This window comes from Paractinoplanes deccanensis (genome assembly GCF_016862115.1).
In the GTDB taxonomy this organism is placed as follows: domain Bacteria; phylum Actinomycetota; class Actinomycetes; order Mycobacteriales; family Micromonosporaceae; genus Actinoplanes; species Actinoplanes deccanensis.
Window position 1 is genome coordinate 67494 of the sequence record NZ_BOMI01000014.1, and the last position, 20265, is coordinate 87758.

Here is a 20265-nt window from a genome sequence, read left to right on the forward strand (position 1 = left end):
ATGGCCATCGATCCGACCGGCAAAGAGCCGGACACCACCCCGCACAACAACCCCGACCCGTCGGCGCCGAGCCCGCAGCCCAGCCACGACGGCGGCGGCACGACGATCCCCGACAAGCTGCCGGACGGGAACCCGCCGGACTTCGAGGGCATGTACGCCTACGCGGCCCAGTGGATCCAGCTCGGCGACCAGGTGTACGAGTACCTGCTCGCGCTGATGGACGCCGCCTACGCGGGCAGTTGGGAAGGCGAGGGGCGCAAGCGGGCCGACCAGGCGGCCGAGCTGCTCAAGCGGATCCTGACCGACCCCACTCAGGACCCGAGCGGGCAGACGGTGCTGAGCGCCTGCCGGATGCTGTGGAACGTCGGCGAGACCATCAACTGGTACGCGGCCAAGCTCGAGGAACAGCGCGCGAAAGAGCACGCCGAAGCCGTGAAGAACTTCTTCATGGGGATCTTCATGTTCCTGTTCGCGTTCCTGAGCTTCGTGCCGGCGCTGGCCTTCGTGGGCGCGTGGCTCACGCTGGTCACCCGGCTGCTGGTGTGGGTGGCGCAGCTGCTGCGCGCGGGCATCTGGACGACCCGCGCGGTGACCTTCGGCGGCCTGCTGGCGGACGGCGCCCTGGCCGGGGTGATCTCCGAGGTGACCATCAACAAGATCGCGGGGGACATCACCGGCTACGACATCAAAGAGACGCCGCAGTCGCTCGGGCTGGCGGCCGGGTTGGGGGCGGCGTTCGGGTTCGGGTTCGGCTTCAAGGGACTGAAGAAGCCGGGAGAGTCGTTCGGGCTCGGTGGGCTGAAGCCGCCGCTGCCCAAGCCGTCGGGGACGGGCGGGGCGGCGCCCAAGCTGGACCCGGCGGCCATCGACGGGGCGGGGAAGGGGGTGCCGCGGCCGCTGCCGTCGCCCAAGACGAACCTGAGCGGGTCGACCCTGCACGACCTGGAAGGGCCGGTCACGCCGTCGTCGTCCACGACGGTCACGCCTGCGGGTACGCGGCCGGGGACGCCTACGGAGGCGCCTACGCCGTCGTCGTCGGCCTCGGTGACGCCGGCGAGCACTCGGCCCGGCACGCCCTCCGAGGCGCCCACGGTGGATGGTGGCCATCCGGTGACGACCGCGACCACACATCCGGTCAGCGCGGACAACGTGCGGCCGGCCGCCGTTGACGGGACCCATCCCGTCACGCCCGGCGCGACTCGGCCGGTCACCCCGGGCGATGCGCGTCCGGCCACTTCGGGTGACGCGCACGTCGTCGACCCGGTTGGGTCGCATGCGGTCACGCCGGGTGAGTCGCATGCGGTCACGCCTGGTGAGTCGCACGCTGTCACGCCGGGTGAGTCGCATGTGGTCTCGCCGGGTGGTTCGCGGCCGGCGGGTTCGGACAGCTCGGGGCAGGGCGGTGGGGGGCCGGTGCCGGGTGAGGCGGTGTCCCGCCCGGCCGGGCCGGATAGCGCTGGTGCCCGGCCGGTCGCCGGTGAGGGCTCGCAGGTGCCTGTCCACTCGGCGGGCACGGAGCCGGTGCCCGTGCCGCTCGGTCCCGGCGGCGCTGGTGCGGGCGCGATGCGGCCGGTCGCGGATGCCGGCGTGATGCGGCCTGTCGCGGCGGATGCGGGGGCCGTTCGGCCTGCTGCGGCGGATGGCGGTGCCATGCGGCCCGTCTCGGCGGATGCGGGGACGGTCCGCCCTGATGCCGCCGCTACTCGCCCGGCGGTGGGCGCGGATGCGGGCGGGGTCCGTCCGCCGGTGGGGGCGGATGCCGCGGTGGCTCGTCCGCCGGCGTCCGCCGATGCTGTGGTGGCTCGCCCGGGTTCCGGGACGGATGGAGCGGCGGTCCGTCCCGCGGCTGATGGAACGGTTCCTCGTCCGGCAGGGGATGGGGCGGCTCGTCCGGCAGGGGATGGGGCGGCCCGCCCGGCGGCGGATGGCGTGAGGGCTCGGCCCGTTGCGGATGGCGTGGGGGCTCCGCCGGGTGCTGGGACGGCGAGGCCGGTCGGGGATCACGCGGGCGCGCCGGTGCGGGAGCCGGGTGGGGCACGGCCCGACGGGGGTGGCGGTGCCGAGGGGCCCAAGAAGCCGGAGTGGTCGGCCATTCGCAAGCAGCGGCTCGACGACATCGCCAAGGCGCAGGAGGCGCAGGCCAAGGGGCCGCTGCCGGACGCGGGCCGCAAACTCGGCGGCAAGGACCCGTCCGACGCCACTCCGCTTGAGCCGTGGCAGGTCGTTCGCAAGCAGCGGCTCGACGACATCGCCAACAGTCAGGCGGCTTCGTCCGCTGAGCCGGCACCGGCGCCGGGGCCGGCCGAGCGGCCGGAGACGGCGCCGGACGTGGCGTGGAAGGGCATCCGCAAGGAACGGCTCGACGAGATCGGGACGCGCCATGCCGTGGAGGGGCCGTTCCCGGGCAAGGGCGACCGGCTCGGGGTGACGCCGGGAGTGAGCGACAGCCACCCCGCCCCCAACGTGCGGGAGACCGATCCGGGGCGGCAGGTCTTCCGCACCGACCCCAAGACCGGCGCTCGGGAGCTTGTCACGCTCGAACGGCCCGTCGACATCGGGCCGGGCAGCAAGCTCGGCGGGCCGATGAACGCACCGCACGGCAAGCCGAACGCCGGCGAGCCGGTGGACGCGTACCAGTATCACGAGATCGACCCCGCGACCGGCGCGAGCACACCGACGGAGCTCCGGCCCGGCGAGAAGATCGTCAAGGTGCAACGGGCGGACGGGGTCTCGGGCGGGTCGCACGGCTGGAAGCACGGCGAGAAGGTGCCGGTCGGCAAGCCGGACAAGAACGTGCTCACGTACGACTGGGATGCCAAGCGTTTCGACGTGCAGAGCGTGCCGCAGCGGCCCGACTGGGCGCCGGCGAAGGCCGAACCCGAGCCGAACGGCACCTGGCAGGTGCTGCGCAAGGACGCGAGCGGCAACGTCGACCTGTTGAGCTACGACCGCCCGCCGGTGCGGGTCGCGGACGGCAAGACCGACGGCTACACGTACCACGAGGTCGAAGGCGGCACGGGCTGGCAGGACGGCCAGTTCCTCGGCCGGCCCAAGGTGGAACGAGTCACCAGCGCGGGCGGCCAACGGCTCGACGGCGCGCCGGCGGCGAACGACAAGGGCCTGCTGGTGCGCGACCCCGACACCGGCAACTGGACCCCGGTGCGCGGCGACCAAGCCACCGGCGCCGCGAAGCCGGGCGAGCAGAGCGCGGGCACGTCGTACTTCGAATCGGGTCCCGACGGCGTCAAACCGGCCAAGACCGACATCGAGCCGCTGACGGTCGTCAAGGTCAGCGGCGAGGGCGCCGAGACCACCACGTTCAACCTCTCCCGTCAGGGCGACGCCCCGCGCATGGTCGCCGGCCCGGACGGTGCGCTGCGGCCTGAGATCCCGGAGCGCATCGGCCCCGGCGAGCTGTCCTTCGACCCGAGGTCCGGCCACCTCAACTACCGCGAGACCACGCCCGACACGTCGTCCTCGTCCAGCGGCGGCCAGTACAAGCCCGGCGGCGACTCCGCCGGCGGCGGCTTCTCCACGCGTCCCGCGGGAAGCGGCTCGCAGACGCAGACCGTGACCCGGACGCTCACCTTCACCGAAGCGCCGCCGGCCCGCCCGGGCGAAGGCGCGGGCCCGGCCGCGGACGAGGGCGCGCCTCGCCCGACCGAGCCCGCCCGGACGGAGCCCGCCCGGACGGAGCCCGCCCAGACCCAGTTTGCTCAGTCTGGAACTGTCCCCGAGCCTGCTCGGATGGAGCCTGCTCAGTCTGGGACTGGCCATCTCGAGCCTGCTCGGACGATGCCTGCTCAGTCCGGGACCTTCCGTCCTGAGCATGGCCAGGCCGAGCCCGTCCAGGCCGGGACCACCCAGCGTGCGGCGGAGGAGCCGGGCACCGCGGGGGAGGGCGGCATCGTCACGCGCGATGCGCGAACGCCCAGCGGTTCGGTTGTGGAGCCCGCCCCGGTGCCGTCCACTGTTGCCGAGCCTGGAACCGGCTCTCAGGCCCCAGGAGCGATCGAGCCGGATGCCGCTTCGGTGGCGGTGGTGGAGCCGTCCCCGACGGTGGCGGAGCCGTCGCTGACGGTGGCAGAGCCGTCCCCGACGGTCGCGGCTCCGGCGCCGTCGCACCGGTTCCAAGTGTTGCGGCGCAACGACGGCAATGTGGTCGAACTGGTCACCTTCGAGGGGCGGCCGGGTCGAATCGATGGCGGTGCGGCGCATTTCGAGCTTGAGGGCTCGCATTGGCACGACGGCGGTTATGACGGAGCGCCCGTCAGCGTCGAGCCGGTGACCCGGATCGAGCCGGGCTTCCGGCAGGACGCAGACGCGCCGCCGGATCCGGCGATGACCGGACTGCTGGTGCGCGACAACGCGACCGGCCACTGGTCGGTGGTCCCGCATGCCGCGGTGGAGCCGCCGCGGCCGGGAGAGCCCGAAGGTTACTCCGTGATAAGCCCCGTGCCGCAGGAGTCCATCCTCCAGCCCGCCCGCCCCGGCGCCGACCCCCTGTGGACGGCGAGGATCGAAGGCGACGGCACGCTCCGGCTGGAGGAGTACCACCCGGGCGGCCCGGCGCGCGTGTGGCGCAACGAGAGCGGTGAGCTGGTCATGGCCACCAAGCCCGATGCTCCCGGAACGAAATTGAGCTTCGAGCCATGGACAGGTCAGCTGATCGTAGGCCGCGTCTCGACCGGTGCGCCCGCTCGGGCTGAGAGCGCCGAGGCCGGTGGTCCCGCGGTGGAGGCTCCGCCGGCCGAGGAGGCGGCCGGCTCGGCCACCGATGGTGCGCGGCCGGGTGATGGCGTGTCGCGGGCCGAGGGTGTGTCGCAGGTCCATGGTGTGTTGCCTGTCGATGGTGTGTCGCACACAGTATTGAGCCCTTCGGGGGACACCACCGAGCCTGTGGAAAACGGGACGCCGGTCGAAGGAGCTGGTGACGGGCCGGTGGTGCCGGCCCCGGTTTCGGTGGCTCCGGGGCCGCGCGGGGTGCGGCCGGGGCTGATGGGCGGTGCGCCCAGGGCGATGGGCACGGTGGGGGGCGGGACTCCCTGGGTGTCGTGGGAGATCCGGGCGGCTCTGGACAGTGCGACGCCGACCGCTGATGGTGCCGGGCAGGCTCGGGCCGTGCTGCGGCGGCTCGGTGGCGAGGAGGTTCCGGCGGAGCTGGGCGACCGGTTCGCGGTGGCGCGGCAGCTGGGTGGCGGGCAGTTCCGGGAGATGCCGTCCAGCGTGCTGGGGCGGCTGGAGCCGGGCTCGGTCACGGCCGTGGGGATCGGCACCCGGGACGACATGCGGATCGTCCTGGTGGAACGGCACCTTGACGGGCGGTACGTGCGGATCGGGTTGACCGGCGCGCTCACCGAGTTTCGGATGGAGGGTCGCGGGCTCACGGCGCCGCCGCGCGAGGTGATCCCGCCGACCGTGTGGATCGTGCGAGGCGGCGGCACCCCGCTCGGCCAGCTGCGGGTCGAACCGGCGGCCTCTGTGACGTCCGGCGGTGGCCCACGGTGGCTCACCGGGGCTCTGAACGAACCGGTGGTCCGAGACTTCCTGGGGTCCGCCGGCGTCCTGCCGGGCACGCAGGGTCGTTCGCTCGATCCGCGGGTGGTGGACCTTCTGCGTTACGCGGTCTCGGCCGAGACGGACGGGATTCGGCGCACCCCGGAGGATCGTTTCATCGGGCTGTACGGAACCCTGCGCCGCCTGGCCGAGGATGAGAGCGCGCCGCACTGGCAGGCGGACGGGATGAACGCCGTCGCGGACTCGCTCGAGGCGTCCAACGGGCGCCGCCCCGTGGCCGACCAGCTTGATCTTCGGGCCGACCGGAACCAAGGTCCGCTCTACACCGCCCCCGCGGTGGCCGCGCTGGCGGCCGGGCTGGCCTCGGCCGTGCTCGCCGGGCGCGCCGTGCCCTCCACCCTGGAGCGGGTGCTCGCCGACTACATTCGGCTCGGCGTGCCGTTCCACCGGGAGCAGACTCAACGGGACGCCGAGCAGCGGCTCGTGCACGCACTCCACGAAGCCCGGTCGCAAGCCGGCGAACTGCCTCAGGACCTGCGAGCCCCGCTGACAGCAGCGCTGAACGACGTGCGCCCGCCGGCCCGAGCCCTGCCCACGCCGGGCCCCGCGAGCAGCGCGCCGAGCCGGGCGGTGGCTGCCCCGATCACCGCGGAAGCCCTGCCCGGCCGTGCTGAGGTGGCTCCCGGTCCGGTCAACGTGGCGCCGGACGCGGTGGAGCTGGCGCCGGACCCGGTGGAGCTGGCGCCGGACGCGGTGGAGCTGGCGCCGGATCCGGTGGAGCTGTCGCCGGATCGGCTGGAGGTCGCTCCGAATCGGGTGGATGTTGCACCGTTGCGGGCGGTTGCCAGGCCCGACCGGGTGGAGCGGCCGCGCCGGGCCGATGTGGCGCCCTGGGAAGTGGAGGAGCCGCCGGTGTCGCGGGCCGACGTGGCGCCGTGGGAGGCCGTGCAGCCCTCCGGTTCGGGAGCCGGTGTCGCGCCTCGGGAGGAGGCCGCCGCCGATCCGGGTCGTACGGGGAGGCGGTCGCGGTTCCGGCTTTCCGCGGTGACCGGGTTCGTGCAGCGGCCGTTCCGGGGGCTGACGTCGAGCGGTGCGGGGAGGGTCCCGCCGGTCGGGCGGCCGGCGCCCCCGCGGGCCGCCGGCCGGCCGGGTGTGGCGGATGACGTGGCATGGCGAGAGCGACCGGGTGCGGCGGCCGGCTGGAGTGCGCTGGGCGGGCCGGTCGACGACGTGAACACCGTGCCGCTGCGGCTGGACGAACCGGTGTGGCCGGGGGCGTCGGCGCCCGGCCACGGGCACGGTGGGCACGTGGGGGAGCACATCCGGCCGGTGGCGTCGACGCGGAACGACATTGGCCGGCGGATGCGGCAGGCCGTCCGGGGAAGGACGGGCTTCTTCGCGTCGATCGGGCCGCGGCACGAGTTGTCGCAGGCACTGGCGTGGTGGGAGCGGACCGATTCGGCGGCCGGGGCCGCGATGGATTCGCTGTTCGCATGGGCGTTCAGCGTGGAGCAGCAGCAACCCGATGCCCTCGTGATGTCCTGGAACGACGCCATCGTCGTCCTCACCGGTGCGCACCAGGCGGACATCGGTGGCGACGAGCAGGCGGTGGAGGCGGCCCGCGGGCTACTACAGCGGATCCGGCGGCGCGTGCACCGGCTGTCGATGCTGCACCCGGCAGCGGCGATCCAGCTCGGATACGTAGAGGAGATCGGGAGCCACCTCGAGGCCGGCGGGCCGCCGGCGTTCGACGACGTGACGCCGGAGGAACGGGCGGCGCGCGCCGAGGGCGAACGGCTGCGTGAGACGGCCCGCCGTAACGGGGTCACCCGGCAGCCGGCGGCGACGCACTACGCGATCCTGCCGGTCGGCTTCGCGGAACGCCCGTTCACCGTGCGGGTGCACGACACGGTCGAGTTGCGGACGGTCCGTCCCGGCTTCACGTTGATGACTTTCGAATCACCGTACGACGTGACGTGGTCGGGCCGTGAGGAGGTCCGGCTGATCACCCCGGAGATCCCGCTGACCCGGGTGGGCGACTCCTACACGTTCCGGGGCGCGGAGTCGAACCAGACCCAGCCGATCCGCAGCGAGCCGGCCGCATTCGAGCCGTCCCAGGGCGATCCGGCCGAAACAGCGCCGGCCCACGGCGGGCCAACCGGAAGCGAGCGGGTCCAGCGCGAGCGGGTCCAGCCCGAGCCGGTCCAGCCCGAGCCGGCCCAGCCCGAGCGGCCGGCGACGCAGACCGAGGGTGCCGGTCCGAGCGGCCGGCCCGGGGTCGTCCTGCTCGACCCGTCGGCGGTCGGCGACTTCGTCGGGTGGCTGGTGACCCACATCCGGCGCCAGGAACGACTTGGCGAGGACAACGGGCGGCCGCCGCTGGAAACCGTGCTCGAGGCCGCGCGGTGGTGGCGTGCGCTGCCGCCCGGCAACGCGCTGAACGAGCTCTTCCAGGAGGTGCGCGAGCTCGGTGCGCGGCTCGGCATGCCGGGCGAGGATCCGCTGCTCAGCTGGGACGCGGTCGCGATCGTCCTGGTCGGGGTGCACGCCGCCGCCGGACCGCCGTCGGGACGGGCTCGGGAACGCATCGATCTGGCCATGACCGAGATCGGCCGGCTGCGGTACGAGCTCGAGCCGGCCTTCGACCCCGACGGGCACGCGGCGGAGCAGGTTCGGCGCGCGCAGGAAGCCGTTGCCCGGGTGGAGCAGGGGCTGCGTCCTCGCGATTCGGTCCCGCACACCACCGGCACGGCGCCGGTGTCGCCGCAGATGCGTGCGGCGCTGGCGGGGCTTCCCGCCTATCCGCGGTACGCCCATCCCGCCGACCGCCACGATCGCGTCGAGCGGGTGCTGGCCGCGCTCGGCGCGGCCGAGGGCGAGGGGATCGACGGGCGGTTGGGCGGCTCGTTCACCGGTGCCCGCATCGACGCGCTCAACCTGCTCAGGCCGGGGTCGGTGACACCCGTCCGGGTCGACGTGCCGGGTGAGCCGTCCTCGATCGTGCTGGTCGAGCGCCGTCTCGACGGTGTCTTCGTCCGCGTCGGCACCGAGGACTCGCCGGGCGGCCAGTTCGTCGAGTTCACGCTGGACAGCGCGCCGTTCCCGGAGCGGGTGTTCCTGGTGAACGCGCGCAACCGGCTGGCACAGGTGCCGCTGCGCCCGCTCGCCGGGACGGCGCCGGCCGAGAGCACCCCCGTCGAAAGCGCGCCCGTGAAGGCCGCGCCCGCCCAAAACGTGCCCGCGATGACGCCCAGAACCGAGCCGTCCAGAACCGAGCGGAACAGGAACGCGTCGGCAGCCCGGCCCACGACCGCGACGCAGCTGCCCCCAGCCGACTTCGCCCCAAGGCCCCGGCGCGCGCTGCCCCCCGACCCCGCCACCGTGGCACCCGCGAAAGCAGCACCGGCAGCACCCGCGAAACCGGCGGCACCCGCGAAACCGGCGGCACCCGCGACACCGGCGGCACCCGCGAAACCGGCGGCACCCGCGACACCGGCGGCACCCGCGACACCGGCGGCACCCGCGACACCGGCAGCACCCGCGACACCGGCAGCACCCGCGACACCGGCGCCACCCGCGAGACCGGCGCCACCGGCGAGACCGGCAGCACCGGCCCGCCCCCTGGGCAGCCGCCCGGCCCCGCGCGGCTCCCGCCCCATGCCCGCGCGCCCCGACGGCCAGTCCGACATCGGCCTGGCGCCACGCCGCACCCCCGCCGACGTCGCCGCCCGCTACCCCTGGCTGGCGACGGTCAACCCGCGCGGCACCGCCGACCCGACGCTGGTCAACTGCTTGCTCACCGCCCTCGCCGTCGACATCTCGCTGGCCACCGGCGAGGGGCATGTCGCCGGTGGCCACGACGGCGCGAACGAGCACGAGATCCTCAACTACGCCGGCGCCGGCCATCTCTTCCGGGTGCCCGGCTTCGGCTCGATCGTCGAGTCGCTGACCCAGGCCGGCCGTGGCGCCCGCGGCATCGTCACCGTCGCCTCCGAGTCCGGGGTCACGCATGCCTTCGTCGCCGTGCACGACGCCGACGGCGTGGTCTTCCTCGACGGGCAGACCGGCCGTGAGGCCACCGTCCCGCCCGGCCAGGGGCGGCTGCGGTTCGTGCCCACCGGCGACGTGCCGGTCACCGTCGTGGACGGCGAGCCCGTCCCGGCCGGTGACGTGCTGGTCGGACGGCTCGGTCTCGAGTCGGAGGAGTACGACTTCGTTCTCGACCTCGACCGGGTCGTGTACCCCCGGAACAACGAGGCCGTCATCACGTACAGGACGCTCGAGATGAAGATCGACGGCGGGCGGCTGTGGCGTGACCAGGAGGGCAACTACTACAAGGAGCACGCGCAGATCCCGGCTCATCTCGCGGGCGGTGCCTACGAGGCCCGGCCGCCGATCCTGGAGCTGGTCGGCCCCCCGCTCGCCGTCCTGCCGGGTGAACCGCACACGATGACCGAGGCGGAGCTGTTCCGGCTCCTCGACGACGTGTGGCAGCGGCTGAGCACCGTCCCGGCGGAGGGGGCACGCCTCGACGAGGTCTTCCCCCCGGAGCTGGGATTCCAGTTCCCATGGCGGTCCGAGACGATCCGCGGCACCATCATCAAGCCGATCGTGGGCCGGGGCGGTCCCCGCGGCCGCTACCTGCAATACACCATGGGTCTGCCCGTCTCGGCGCTGTGGAGCCTGCATCAGTGGCTGGCCGACCCGGACCGCACCCCTGTGCAGCAGCAGCGTGAGACCCTCATCGAGGGGCTGGACTTCGGCGCCGCGCTGGCCGCCCGGTTCGCCGGCGCCCCCGAAGGGCTCGGCTACCTGGTGGCCGCCGCGGATCCGGTCGCCCGGACTCTCGCCGGGTACGCGGCCGTGCTTTACGCCCATGTCGCCGGTGCGCTGCTGAACCAGGCGCTGCCCGGCGCCCAGGTGCCCAAGAACCGGGTGGCGGCGCTGATCCGGGCCCCGCTGTCGTCCTGGCGCGCGGACCTGCCGCCGGCCGTCGCCGTCTTCCTGGAAAGTCAGGAGGCCTGGATCTCGGACACGCTGGTCTCGTCCGTGCTCCGGGGCACCCCCGACTACTTCGCGAAGTGGGCGAGGGAGCACGTCCAGCAGGAGGTTCCGGAAACCCTGCTGGAGGTGGAGGCCGGGTTCGACACGGCCGCGAACTACCTCCGGAGCGGGCTGGTGCCGGGGGCCGCGCTGCGGTTCGACCCGTTCTACAACCGGTCGCACCTGGTGGAGTCGGAGCCCTACGGCGACCAGCGGTTGCGCCTGGTCGAGTTGCGGTACTTCCGCGGCACGCAGCAACTGTCGATGCCCGACGCGCAGTCTCGGCCGTTCGTGCGGACCATGTGGAACGAGGTCGCGGAGGCCGTCCGGGCGAACGTGCTCCGGGGCGAGGAGTTCCGCGTCGGTGGGCAGCACGTGAGCGCTCTGCCGGGCGTGGAGGACGTCATGTCCACGCTGATCGGCTTGCTGGAACAACGGCGGATCGGCCGGCAGCGGTTCCAGGACCTCGTCGCCGCGCTCGGCCGGCTGACCGCCGGTGGTGTCCGCCCAGGGCTGCGTTCGCTGCGGGACGACGTGGCCGGCGATCTCCGCCGGCTCGGGGCGAGGGCGGCGGCCGACGCCGTGCGGCGCTGGCCGATGCTGCCGGACGTCCTGCGCCTCGAGTTCGCTCAGCAGTCGAAGGAGTTGCCGGAGCCGGCCCGCGCGGCGATCGCCCGCTACGCGCGCGAGATCGGTCCGGCCGGCCGGCTCGTGGTGCACGTCGAGACCGGCGGCAGCGGCAGCCGTTTCGGCGGCGCGGGCCGGGCCCGGCAGACCGGCACCACCCGCGGCGAGGCGGTGCGGGCCGAGCTTCAGCGGCTGGTGCCCGGCGTGCGCGTCGTGCTCCACAACCGCGGCGACGCCCTGCGCTCCGAGGCGCCCGGCGTCACGCTGTCCGCGGACGACGGCGCGCGCCGGGCCGCGTACCTCTGGCTGAGCCCACCCGCCCTGCCCACCGGCCTGTCGGGACCGGTGGCGGAGGGCGGCGACGGCCTGGCCCACTGGCGCCCCCAGGGTGAGCGGGACGAGGTCTTCGGGCAGCGGTACGGCTGGCTGCGCCGGGTCAACGACGAGGGCGCCGGCACCGGCGACGGCTGGCTCGTCAACTGTGTGCTCACCGCGATCGCCACGCACCTGACGCTGGCCGAGCCGGATCAGGTCTTCGTCGCGCCACCGGTCGACGAGAGCCTGCCTCCGGCCGACGTGGTGACGTATGCCAACGACGGCCGTACGGGCGAGCCCCGCGTCCTCGCCGAGGTCGACAGCTACGGCCAGATCGCCGAGGCGGTCGGCGCCGCCGGTCCGGGCGCGCACGGCTTCGTCGTCGTGGCCGAGCCCGGCGGCGAGCGGGGGCACGTCTTCAACGTCGTGCGCGACGACGACGGTGTGGTGTTCCTCGACGGTCAGACCGGCGACGCCGCGCGGCTGCCGGGCGGCCCGTACCGCAAGTGGTTCATCGCGGTCGGTCCGGTCGACGTGCCGCCGATCGGGCGGCCGGTCGCCGAGGCGGACCTGCCCGCCGTGGTGGGCGCGCACGCCGAAGAGGTCGAGCTGCACAGCGTGGCGCTGGGCGAGATCGGCGAGCGCCTGCCGGAGAAGACGCTCCTGGTGGAGTCGTCCGACGGCCTGGTGCGGGTGGTGGCCGACAACAAGACGCTCTACTACGACCACAACGGCGTGTACTACGGCAGTCTCGAGGCCCGGATCCAGGCCGGCGGCTGGCCCGACCCGCGGGTGGGGTGGGTGAAGGTCTCGATCCCCGAGGTGGTGACCCGGCCGGTGACGTTGCTCGCCGGCGAGCAGGGCGCCGGCCCGAACCTCGTGCGGGCCTGGCGGGACGACGTCCTGGAGCGGCTGCGCCTGGCCGCGCAGGTGCGCGACGTGTACCACGAGTCGCCGACGACCCTGGCCGAGCTGTTCCCCCACCCCGCCTACCGCGTGGCGCAGCACTACCGGAACCTGCGCGTGACCCACCTGCCCGGCGTGCGCGCCGAGGCGCCGTTCTTCGCGCAGTTCACCGAGGACGTGCCCCTCGCCGGGCTGCCGGCCTTCCTGGACCACGTCATCGCGAACAACCGCACCGAGGGCGACAAGTTCCGCTACCTCGCGCAGGCCGTCGACTTCGGCTGGGAGGTGGCGGCGATGCACCTCGAGCGCGTCACCAACGCCGCGGTCGGCGACGATGACGCACGCCTGCTCGCGGCCGACCCGGACGTCGCCGCCCTCGTGGGCGCCATGGCCCTGGTCTTCATCCAGGCCGCCGGCGCCCTGCACCACACGCTGACCGGTCACCGCTTCATGAAGTGGTTCATGGTGGTGGCGGTCCGGCATCCGCTGTGGGCGCTCGGGCAGGCGCTGCACCCGTCCGTCCGGGAGACGCTCTCCCTGCACGCTCCCCGGGTCCGTGAGGCGTTCGGCGACCACTTCGCAGCGGCGGCGGCCGAGGAGGTCGTGGGCGGACGGTCGTCGGCCGGCCTGCTGGCGACCGAGTTGCGCGACGAGGACACCAGGGCACTCATCGGCACGGTGCGGACCCTGCTCGACGAGGTGCTGGCCCCGTCCGCGCAGGGGCCACGGATCACGGCGGGAGCGTTCGGCATCGGCGAGGCCGCCTCCGGCCGGTGGCTCAACGCGCGGGCCGACGGAGGCAACCCGCTGCCACCGACGGTCGCGCTCGAGCTGCGCTCGTACGGGCGGCCCTTCGTCAGCCATTCGTCGCGGTTCAACGGCCACGTCACCGCGGACGAGATGGACCGCAACAGCTCCCGGGTCCGGCAGGCCGCGCTCGACGCCGACGACCTGGCCTACGTCGCGCAGTACCTCGAGGGCCGGGCGAGCGGACAGCTGCGGCGGGCCCTGTTCGGGGATCCGGCCGCACGGGCCACGGCCGCCGGGGCGCTGCGGGACGCCGCGATCGAGCTCGCCCGGCTCGCCCCGGTCCTGCGGGACGCGCTCGGCCGGCTGCTCGATCCGGTCGCCCGGCGGATCGGCGCGGAGCTCGCGCCGTCGCCGGCCGAGATGGCGCTGGTCCGAGCCGAGGCGTCGGCGCTGGCCGGCCACGCGGACCAGGTGGAAGGCGAGGTCGCCGGCGCCGGCTCGCGCCTGTCGCCCCGCCAGAAGGTGCTGTGGATCGAGCGGTGGGCGAGCCTGGGGCAGCAGAACCCGCAGGCCGGTTTCGCCCTGTTGCAGGAGATGCTCGTCAACTGCGGTTACCAGTGACGAGAAAGGCCGCGCCCTCCAGAGGGCGCGGCCTTCAGAGATCGGCCCTCAGAAGTCGCGGCCCAGGCCCCACAGCAGGCCATAGACGCCGTAGACGCCGAGCAGGAGCGGCGGCAGCGCGAGCTGGCAGAGCGTCAGCAGCGGCCGCAGCCGCGACGGGGCCGGGCCCTCGGCGGAGCGCCACAGCAGCGACGGCACGGCGACGCCGATGGCGGCCACCCCGGCCAGCGCCGCGAGCGGCAGCCGCAGCGGCGCCGTGGCCGTCCAGTGGCCGAGCGCCGCGACCAGCCCGGCCGCGCCGGTGAGCGCGGCCACCACCGGGCCGATCGCCTCGGTGGTGAACGCGAAGGTGCCGGCCCGCACCAGCAGCGCGACGACGGCCACCCCCGCCAGCGCCAGCGGGAACGGCGCCGGGTCACGGGTGACCACGACCAGGCCCACCGCCACGATGGCCGAGGCGATCGCCATCAGCAGCACCAGGGTGTGCTGGGCGCGCGTCACGCGGCCGGCGAGCTCGGCGGGGTCGGCCGACGGCTCCAGCGACGGCGACGACATGCGCAGCCAGGTCGCCGCGGTCAGCATGCCGGCGGTGCGCGGCGCGATGCCGAGGAACAGCACGCCCGCCGTGACCGCCGTCGCGGCGGCCGCCGTGGCCGAGGCGCCGAGCGCGAGCACGGCGGTCGTCATCACCCCGGCGATCGCCACCACCAGGGTCACCGCCGCCAGTAACACGCCGGGCACCGCGGACAGGGCGATCAGCAGCCCCACCACGGCGCCGATCTCCGCGTACAGCAGGGTGGGGCCGAGCGTGATCAGCGCGACCACCGTCATGGCCGGCACGACGGCGCAGCCGAGGGCCGCGCGCAGCGGGCCCGGCAACACCCGGGGATGGCCGCCCAGCAGCCGGGCCGTCACCGCGAAGCCGATGCCGGCGACGGCGAGCGCGGCACCCGCCGCCGACCGGCCGTGGTCGGTGAAGCCGAGGAGGGAGAGCGTGACGAGCAGCCAGGCCGCGCCGAGCAGCACCGCCGCCCGGGCCCGCGCGCGCGAGTCCCAGCGCGGGCCCCGCCCGGCGCTGCCGACCTCCTCGACGACCTCCCAGACCCCGCGCACCACCGGCTCGTCGCCCTCGCCGGCGAGCGCGTCGCGCAGGTAGAGCACCGTGCCGTCGGGGATGCCGGCCGCGGCCAGCGACTTCTCCACGGGCAGCGGGGCGCCGCCGGCCGGCGCCACCGTCCACACCGGAGGCAGCTCGTCGTCCCCCGAGGCGCCGAGGAGCTCGGCCAGCCGGTCGCCGTACTCGGCGATCGGCGCGTCCGAGGGCACCGCGAGGTCGGCGCGGCGGTCCGCGCCGACCACGGTCACCAGCGTGCGGGCCGGCAGCTCAGTGCTTCCAGGTCTGGACATTCGCCCACTCGCAGTCGGTGTAGTTCTGCCAGGTGATGCGCATGGCCTGGGCGATCTGGCCGAGCACCCCCTCGGGGCCGAGCAGGCCCTCCGCGGCGATGTTCCACTCGTTCTGCAGGCCCTCGTAGTATTCGCGGGTCTCGCCCTGCCAGCTGTCCAGGATGGGCTGGAGCTCGTTGCGCAGGCGGATCAGCTCGTCCTCGATCTGCTGCGCCATCGCGTTCAGGCGGGTGCCGGCGTCCTCCAGCTCCACGGGCACGCGCAGTTCACGGGCGTCGATGGACATGACGGCTCCTCCTTTAGAAGCGGGACGGGGGAAGGTCGAACCCGGGCCGGCCCGGCATGGGGTGCCCGGAGACCGGCTGCAGGTTGCGGATGTTCTCCTGCTCGGTGTCGATGTAGTTGACGTAGTTGCCGTCGAGGCCCTGGCCGATGTCACGCAGCGCGTCGTTCATCATCCGGGCGTAGACGTCCCAGTCGTTCATCAGCTGCTGGAAGGTGTCCTGGGCGACGCCGTGCCAGGTCTGCTCCAGCTCCAGCACGTAGTTGCGCAGCACGGCGAGCTGCTGCCACACCTGGTCGGCGGTGGCGTAGCTGTCCGTCGACGCCTTCTTGATCAGTTCCGGGGTGAGCCGGAAGCCCGGCATCGTCATGTGTGTCTCCCATTTCCGGACGGGACTTCGAGCCAACAGGGGACCGGGGCGTCGGGACGAGTTCCCGAACCGGCGTCCCCGCTCAGTGCGCGGTCACGTACCCCAGCTCGATGGCCCGCCGGGTCAGCTCGGCCTTGTTGCCCGCGTTGAGCTTGGTGCGGATCCGCTTGACGTACGTGCTGACGGTCGCCTCGGTGAGGCCCATGCGGCGGCTGATCTGCTCGTGCGTGAGACCCTCCGCCACCCAGCGCAGCGTCTCGATCTCGCGGTTGGCCAGATGCGGTTCGCGGGCGGCGCGCTCCGACGAGGTCTGGGCGAGCAGCGGCCCGACCAGCTGGTCACAGACGTGCACACCCCCGTGCCGTACGGTCTGGAGCGCCACCAGCAGCTCGCCCGCCGGCGTGTCCCGGGTGAGCAGCGCCCGCACCCCGCCCTGCAGCGCCGCGAGCAGGCCGGGCGGGTCCTCGGCGCGGACCAGGGCGATCACCCGGCTCTCCGGGGGCAGCAGGGTCCAGAATCGCGGGCCCATCCGGGAGCCGCGCTGCTCGTGCAGGTCGGCGACGAGCAGGTCGGCCGGGTCGGCCCGCAGCCGGCCGGAGGTGATGCTGTCCACCTCGTGCTTGACGACGACGCCGGGGGCGCCGGCCAGGACCCGGGACAGGCCGCCGCGGATGATGGCGTTGCCGGAGACGACGGCCAGCGTACGTATGGAGCTCTTCACGTAGGGGACAACGGGCGCGGCGCGGGAGGGTTCGGACGTCCCCGAACCGGGAGCTGTGATCCGTCCGGCACCGCGGATACAACGGACTGATGACCGGTCCCGCGATGCCCGACTTCACCCGCCTCACCGAGCAGCTCGCCGGCCTCACGCAGGGGATGCGCGAGGCGCACGCCGAGTACGAGACGACGGAGGTGCACGGCGGCTCCCCGGACGGCACGGTGCGCGCCACGATGCGCTCGGGGCGGCTCGCCGGGCTGACCATCGAGCCGCGGGCCCTGGAGCAGGGCGCGGCCCGGCTGGCCGAGCAGGTCCTCGCCGCCGTGCGCGACTGCGAGGACCGTACGGCCGCGCTGCTCACCGCCCGCACCGACGCGATGAACGGCGCCGTCCAGCGGATGATGGACGGTCTCTGAGCTATTCGGCCACGCAGCTGACCCGCACCGCGCCGCCCGCGAGGTGCGGGTAGGTGACGGGGTAGCCGGACGGGTTGCCGCGGTTCGTCAGCTTCACGCCGATCATGCCGTTGTGCACCGGGTACGTGCCCAGGCCCACCCAGCTCGAGTGGTGGTCGCGCTGGTTGACGTAGTGGTCGCCGGACGGGTTCACGTACGTCGTGTTGTAGATCGTGTTGCCGTGCACGACCGCGAAGTGCGCGGCGGTGGCGGCCACGTCGCGGGCGCTGGCGCTGGTCGGCACGTAGAGCGAGAGCGTGCACGACTGCGCGGCGCTGCCCACGCTGAAGCCCCAGACGATCGCCTGGTCGCTGTCGTCGCTGGACGCGCTGCCGGACATCGGCATGTCGGTGAACTGGCCGTTGCAGCCGTTGCCGGTGTAGCTGCCGTTCGCCAGGGTCCACCAGCCGGCGTTGCCCGAGGTGTACCAGCCGTGCTCGGTGTAGACGCTGCCGGCGCTCGAACAGCCGCGGCCGGCGACGCCGCTGTAGGTGACCTTCTTGACGGCGCCCTGGGTGGCGGCGCGGGCGGCGGCGGCAGCGGTGGCGCCGGTGGTGGCGGTGGTGGCCGGGGCCGGGGCCGGCTTGGCGGCGGCGGTCGTGCCGGCCGTGGAGGCCGGGTGCGCCGCGGCGGCCGCCGGGGCCGCGGCCACCTGATTGGCCACAGGTGCGTCGGCTCCCGGAGCGCCGGGCGCGCCCTGGGGGCCCGGTGCTCCCTGCGCGCCGGACTGCGCCTGGGGCGCCCGTACGGGCGTACGGGAAGAACTGGGGTTGACCTTGGAAGGCGCCGATGCGGTGGCGGCGACCGGCTTCTCCGCGGGCGTCTTGGGGCGCAGCAGAATGCCGGCGCCCACGACGATGCCGGCGAGCACCACGATGATCAGGGCGGACGCGGCCACCTGCCCCACCGGCGACCGCTGGGGGCCGCTGCGGACGGTGCGCACGAACGCACCGACGAAGCCGCCGTGCGCGCTGCGCCGCTGACCGGAATCGTGCTGCTCGGACATCACTGCCGTTTCCTTCCCGAGGGTGCCGATCCACCTGTCTACGGACTCGGGCGGCGTCCCGCCACGTACCTGTTCAGGGACGCCGTGCTTTCATGAGGCATGACGTTCGAGATCAGCGACGTGCCCGAGAAGGAGCGATTCGAGGCGCGCGACGAGCAGGGCGAGGTCGCCGGGCTCGTCACCTACCAGCTCAGCGGCAGCATCATCGCCTACACGCACACCGAGGTCGCCCCGAAGTACGAGGGCCACGGCCTCGGCTCGCAGCTCGCCCGCGCGGTGATGGACGACGCCAAGGCCAAGGGGCGCACCGTCGTGCCGATCTGCCCGTTCATCAGCGGCTGGCTGGAGAGCCACCACGACTACGACGCGATCCTCGCCAAGCAGGGCCGCCGGCTCAAGTGACCCGCGCTCACGTGATCGGGTGATGCCGGTCCGTGATTGGCGAAGCGTTCGTAGGCTCGACGCCGATGAAGACGCTATCGAGGGTCGTCGTGGCGCTCACGGCGGCGGTGATCGGCGCCGCGGCCGCCGCCGCGCCGGCACACGCGATCGCCGACGGTGAGGACGTCGCGAACGGGCAGTACCAGTTCGCGGTGAAGCTGACCGACCTGGGCATCCCCACCGCGAACGGCGGCCGCAGGGACAGCTCCTGCTCCGGCGGCCTGATCTCGCCGCACTGGGTGCTCACCGCCGGCCACTGCTTCAAGGACGCGGGCGGCAGGCGGGTCTCCCGCCCCGTCGCCCAGCGCACGATCGCCACCGTCGGCCGCGCCGACCTGAAGAGCAAGGCGGGCATCAACGCCAACGTCATCCAGGTGCGCCAGCACGGCAGCGCCGACGTGGCCCTGGCCCGCCTCGACCGTGCGGTCACCGGCATCACCCCGCTCAAGCTCAACCGCGTCAAGCCGGGCAGCGGCCAGCGGCTGCGCCTCGTCGGCTTCGGCCTGACCGACGGCGACGCCGAGCAGACCACGCCGCGCCTGCAGACCGGCCAGTTCCGGGTCACCACCATCGACAAGGTGGAGCTGGGCGTCGCCGGGGTCGCGCCGGCCGCCAGCACGAGCGCGTGCCCGCACGACTCCGGCGGCCCCTACTTCACCGGCGGCCCCACCGGGCAGGCCACGGTCGTGGCGGTGGTCAGCCGCGGGCCGACCTGCCCGCACACCGGCGCCGACACGGCCACCCGGGTCGACGCGGTCGCGCCGTGGATCCTCTCGGTCATCAAGGCCGACCTCCAGCCCAGCGCGAAGCCCACGACACCGCCGCCGCCCAAGCCGCCCGCGAGCACAGCCCCGCAGGCCGGCGCCCCGGCGTCGTCCGGGGGCGGCCTGCCGCCGTACCTCTGGATCGCCGCGCTCCCGGCCGTGATGCTGGCCGGCGCCGCGGCCCTGTGGCTGCGCAAGCCCCGCCGCGGAGTACACCGCAGGTAGGCAAGCCCCGATATCCTGTCGCGGTGACGGAACCCTTGGACACGGGACGCCCCCACCCCGCCCGGGTGTACGACTACCTGCTCGGCGGCAAGGACAACTTCGCCGCCGACCGCGCCGCCGCGGCCAAGGGCCTCGAGGCCAACCCGAACGCGGCCACCGCGCCCCGCGAGAACAGGGCGTTCCTGCGGCGCACCGTGCGCTTCCTCGCCGCCGAGGCCGGCATCGACCAGTTCCTCGACATCGGCACCGGCCTGCCCACCAGCCCGAACGTGCACGAGGTGGCCCAGGCGGCCGACCCGTCCGCCCGGATCGTCTACGTCGACAACGACCCGATAGTGCTCACCCACGCGCGCGCCCTGCTGACGAGCGAACCGCCGGGCCGTACGGCCTATGTGGGCGCCCGCCTCCAGGAGGCCGAGCACATCCTCGACGCCACCGAGGTCCGCGACACGCTCGACCTGGACCGCCCGGTGGCTCTGCTGCTCTTCGCGATCCTGCACTTCATCGAGGACCATGAGGACCCGTACGGCATCGTCACCCGGCTCATGGACCGCCTCCCGAGCGGCAGCTACCTGGTGGTCTCGCACATCACCGGCGACTACGACCCCGGCTCGTGGGCCCGCTTCGCCGCCGTCATGCGCGACCAGGGCATCCCCACCCGCATCCGCTCCCGCGACGAGGTGACCCGCTTCTTCGACGGCCTCGACCTCGTCGACCCCGGCGTGGTCCCGATCCTGAGCTGGCGCCCCGAGTCCGAGCCCGAGTTCACCGACGCCCAGGTGGCCCTCTACGGCGGGGTGGGCCGCAAGCCCTGAGC

At 74.0% G+C, this 20265-nt stretch carries 10 protein-coding genes; 5 read left to right on the forward strand and 5 right to left on the reverse strand.

The window, feature by feature from the left end; translation table 11 throughout:
* The gene (locus Ade02nite_RS05075) at positions 1-13779 is read left to right on the forward strand and encodes a toxin glutamine deamidase domain-containing protein (RefSeq protein WP_203760326.1); all 13779 of its coding nucleotides are present in this window, start codon (positions 1-3) and stop codon (positions 13777-13779) included.
* Positions 13780-13827: 48 nt separating this feature from the next.
* Here Ade02nite_RS05075 and Ade02nite_RS05080 read toward each other — a convergent pair whose 3' ends face one another.
* The 4 genes from Ade02nite_RS05080 to Ade02nite_RS05095 all read right to left on the reverse strand — a co-directional run bounded on the left by Ade02nite_RS05080 (position 13828) and on the right by Ade02nite_RS05095 (position 16560).
* Complete coding sequence (locus Ade02nite_RS05080; RefSeq protein ID WP_203760327.1) at positions 13828-15186, reverse strand: EsaB/YukD family protein; 1359 nt, start codon at positions 15184-15186, stop codon at positions 13828-13830.
* Positions 15164-15472 (reverse strand): WXG100 family type VII secretion target, encoded by a 309-nt coding sequence (locus tag Ade02nite_RS05085; RefSeq protein WP_203760328.1) that lies wholly within the window; start codon positions 15470-15472, stop codon positions 15164-15166. The genes Ade02nite_RS05080 and Ade02nite_RS05085 overlap by 23 nt, the downstream gene beginning before the upstream one ends.
* A 13-nt stretch (positions 15473-15485) precedes the next feature.
* Complete coding sequence (locus tag Ade02nite_RS05090; RefSeq protein ID WP_203760329.1) at positions 15486-15839, reverse strand: WXG100 family type VII secretion target; 354 nt, start codon at positions 15837-15839, stop codon at positions 15486-15488.
* An 82-nt stretch (positions 15840-15921) separates the two neighbouring features.
* Positions 15922-16560 (reverse strand): response regulator transcription factor, encoded by a 639-nt coding sequence (locus tag Ade02nite_RS05095; protein ID WP_203760330.1) that lies wholly within the window; start codon positions 16558-16560, stop codon positions 15922-15924.
* Between the two features lie 89 nt (positions 16561-16649).
* On the opposite strand from Ade02nite_RS05095, the gene Ade02nite_RS05100 reads away from it, so the two are divergent.
* Positions 16650-16973, forward strand: a complete 324-nt coding sequence (locus Ade02nite_RS05100) for a YbaB/EbfC family nucleoid-associated protein (protein ID WP_203760331.1) — start codon at positions 16650-16652, stop codon at positions 16971-16973.
* Position 16974: 1 nt separating this feature from the next.
* On the opposite strand, the gene Ade02nite_RS05105 is transcribed toward Ade02nite_RS05100, so the two are convergent.
* Positions 16975-18018, reverse strand: a complete 1044-nt coding sequence (locus Ade02nite_RS05105; protein WP_203760332.1) for a hypothetical protein — start codon at positions 18016-18018, stop codon at positions 16975-16977.
* Positions 18019-18117: 99 nt separating this feature from the next.
* Between Ade02nite_RS05105 and Ade02nite_RS05110 the strand changes: the two genes are divergently transcribed.
* From Ade02nite_RS05110 to Ade02nite_RS05120, 3 genes are all read left to right on the forward strand, one after another.
* Positions 18118-18420 carry a GNAT family N-acetyltransferase gene (locus tag Ade02nite_RS05110; RefSeq protein WP_203760333.1) on the forward strand — a complete coding sequence of 101 codons (303 nt, stop codon included), beginning with the start codon at positions 18118-18120 and terminating at the stop codon, positions 18418-18420.
* A 65-nt stretch (positions 18421-18485) separates the two neighbouring features.
* Positions 18486-19448, forward strand: coding sequence for a S1 family peptidase (locus Ade02nite_RS05115; protein ID WP_203760334.1), 963 nt, complete (start codon positions 18486-18488; stop codon positions 19446-19448).
* A gap of 23 nt (positions 19449-19471) precedes the next feature.
* The gene (locus Ade02nite_RS05120) at positions 19472-20263 is read left to right on the forward strand and encodes an SAM-dependent methyltransferase (protein WP_203760335.1); all 792 of its coding nucleotides are present in this window, start codon (positions 19472-19474) and stop codon (positions 20261-20263) included.
* Positions 20264-20265 lie beyond the last annotated feature (2 nt).

What these genes read in the sequence shown, in the direction of transcription:
- Ade02nite_RS05110 (WP_203760333.1), top strand. Translation starts at nt 18,118, where the DNA reads ATGACGTTCGAGATCAGCGACGTGCCCGAGAAGGAGCGATTCGAGGCG.
- Ade02nite_RS05080 (WP_203760327.1), bottom strand. Translation starts at nt 15,186, where the DNA reads ATGTCCAGACCTGGAAGCACTGAGCTGCCGGCCCGCACGCTGGTGACC.
- Ade02nite_RS05085 (WP_203760328.1), bottom strand. Translation starts at nt 15,472, where the DNA reads ATGTCCATCGACGCCCGTGAACTGCGCGTGCCCGTGGAGCTGGAGGAC.
- Ade02nite_RS05105 (WP_203760332.1), bottom strand. Translation starts at nt 18,018, where the DNA reads ATGTCCGAGCAGCACGATTCCGGTCAGCGGCGCAGCGCGCACGGCGGC.
- Ade02nite_RS05115 (WP_203760334.1), top strand. Translation starts at nt 18,486, where the DNA reads ATGAAGACGCTATCGAGGGTCGTCGTGGCGCTCACGGCGGCGGTGATC.
- Ade02nite_RS05100 (WP_203760331.1), top strand. Translation starts at nt 16,650, where the DNA reads ATGACCGGTCCCGCGATGCCCGACTTCACCCGCCTCACCGAGCAGCTC.
- Ade02nite_RS05090 (WP_203760329.1), bottom strand. Translation starts at nt 15,839, where the DNA reads ATGACGATGCCGGGCTTCCGGCTCACCCCGGAACTGATCAAGAAGGCG.
- Ade02nite_RS05075 (WP_203760326.1), top strand. Translation starts at nt 1, where the DNA reads ATGGCCATCGATCCGACCGGCAAAGAGCCGGACACCACCCCGCACAAC.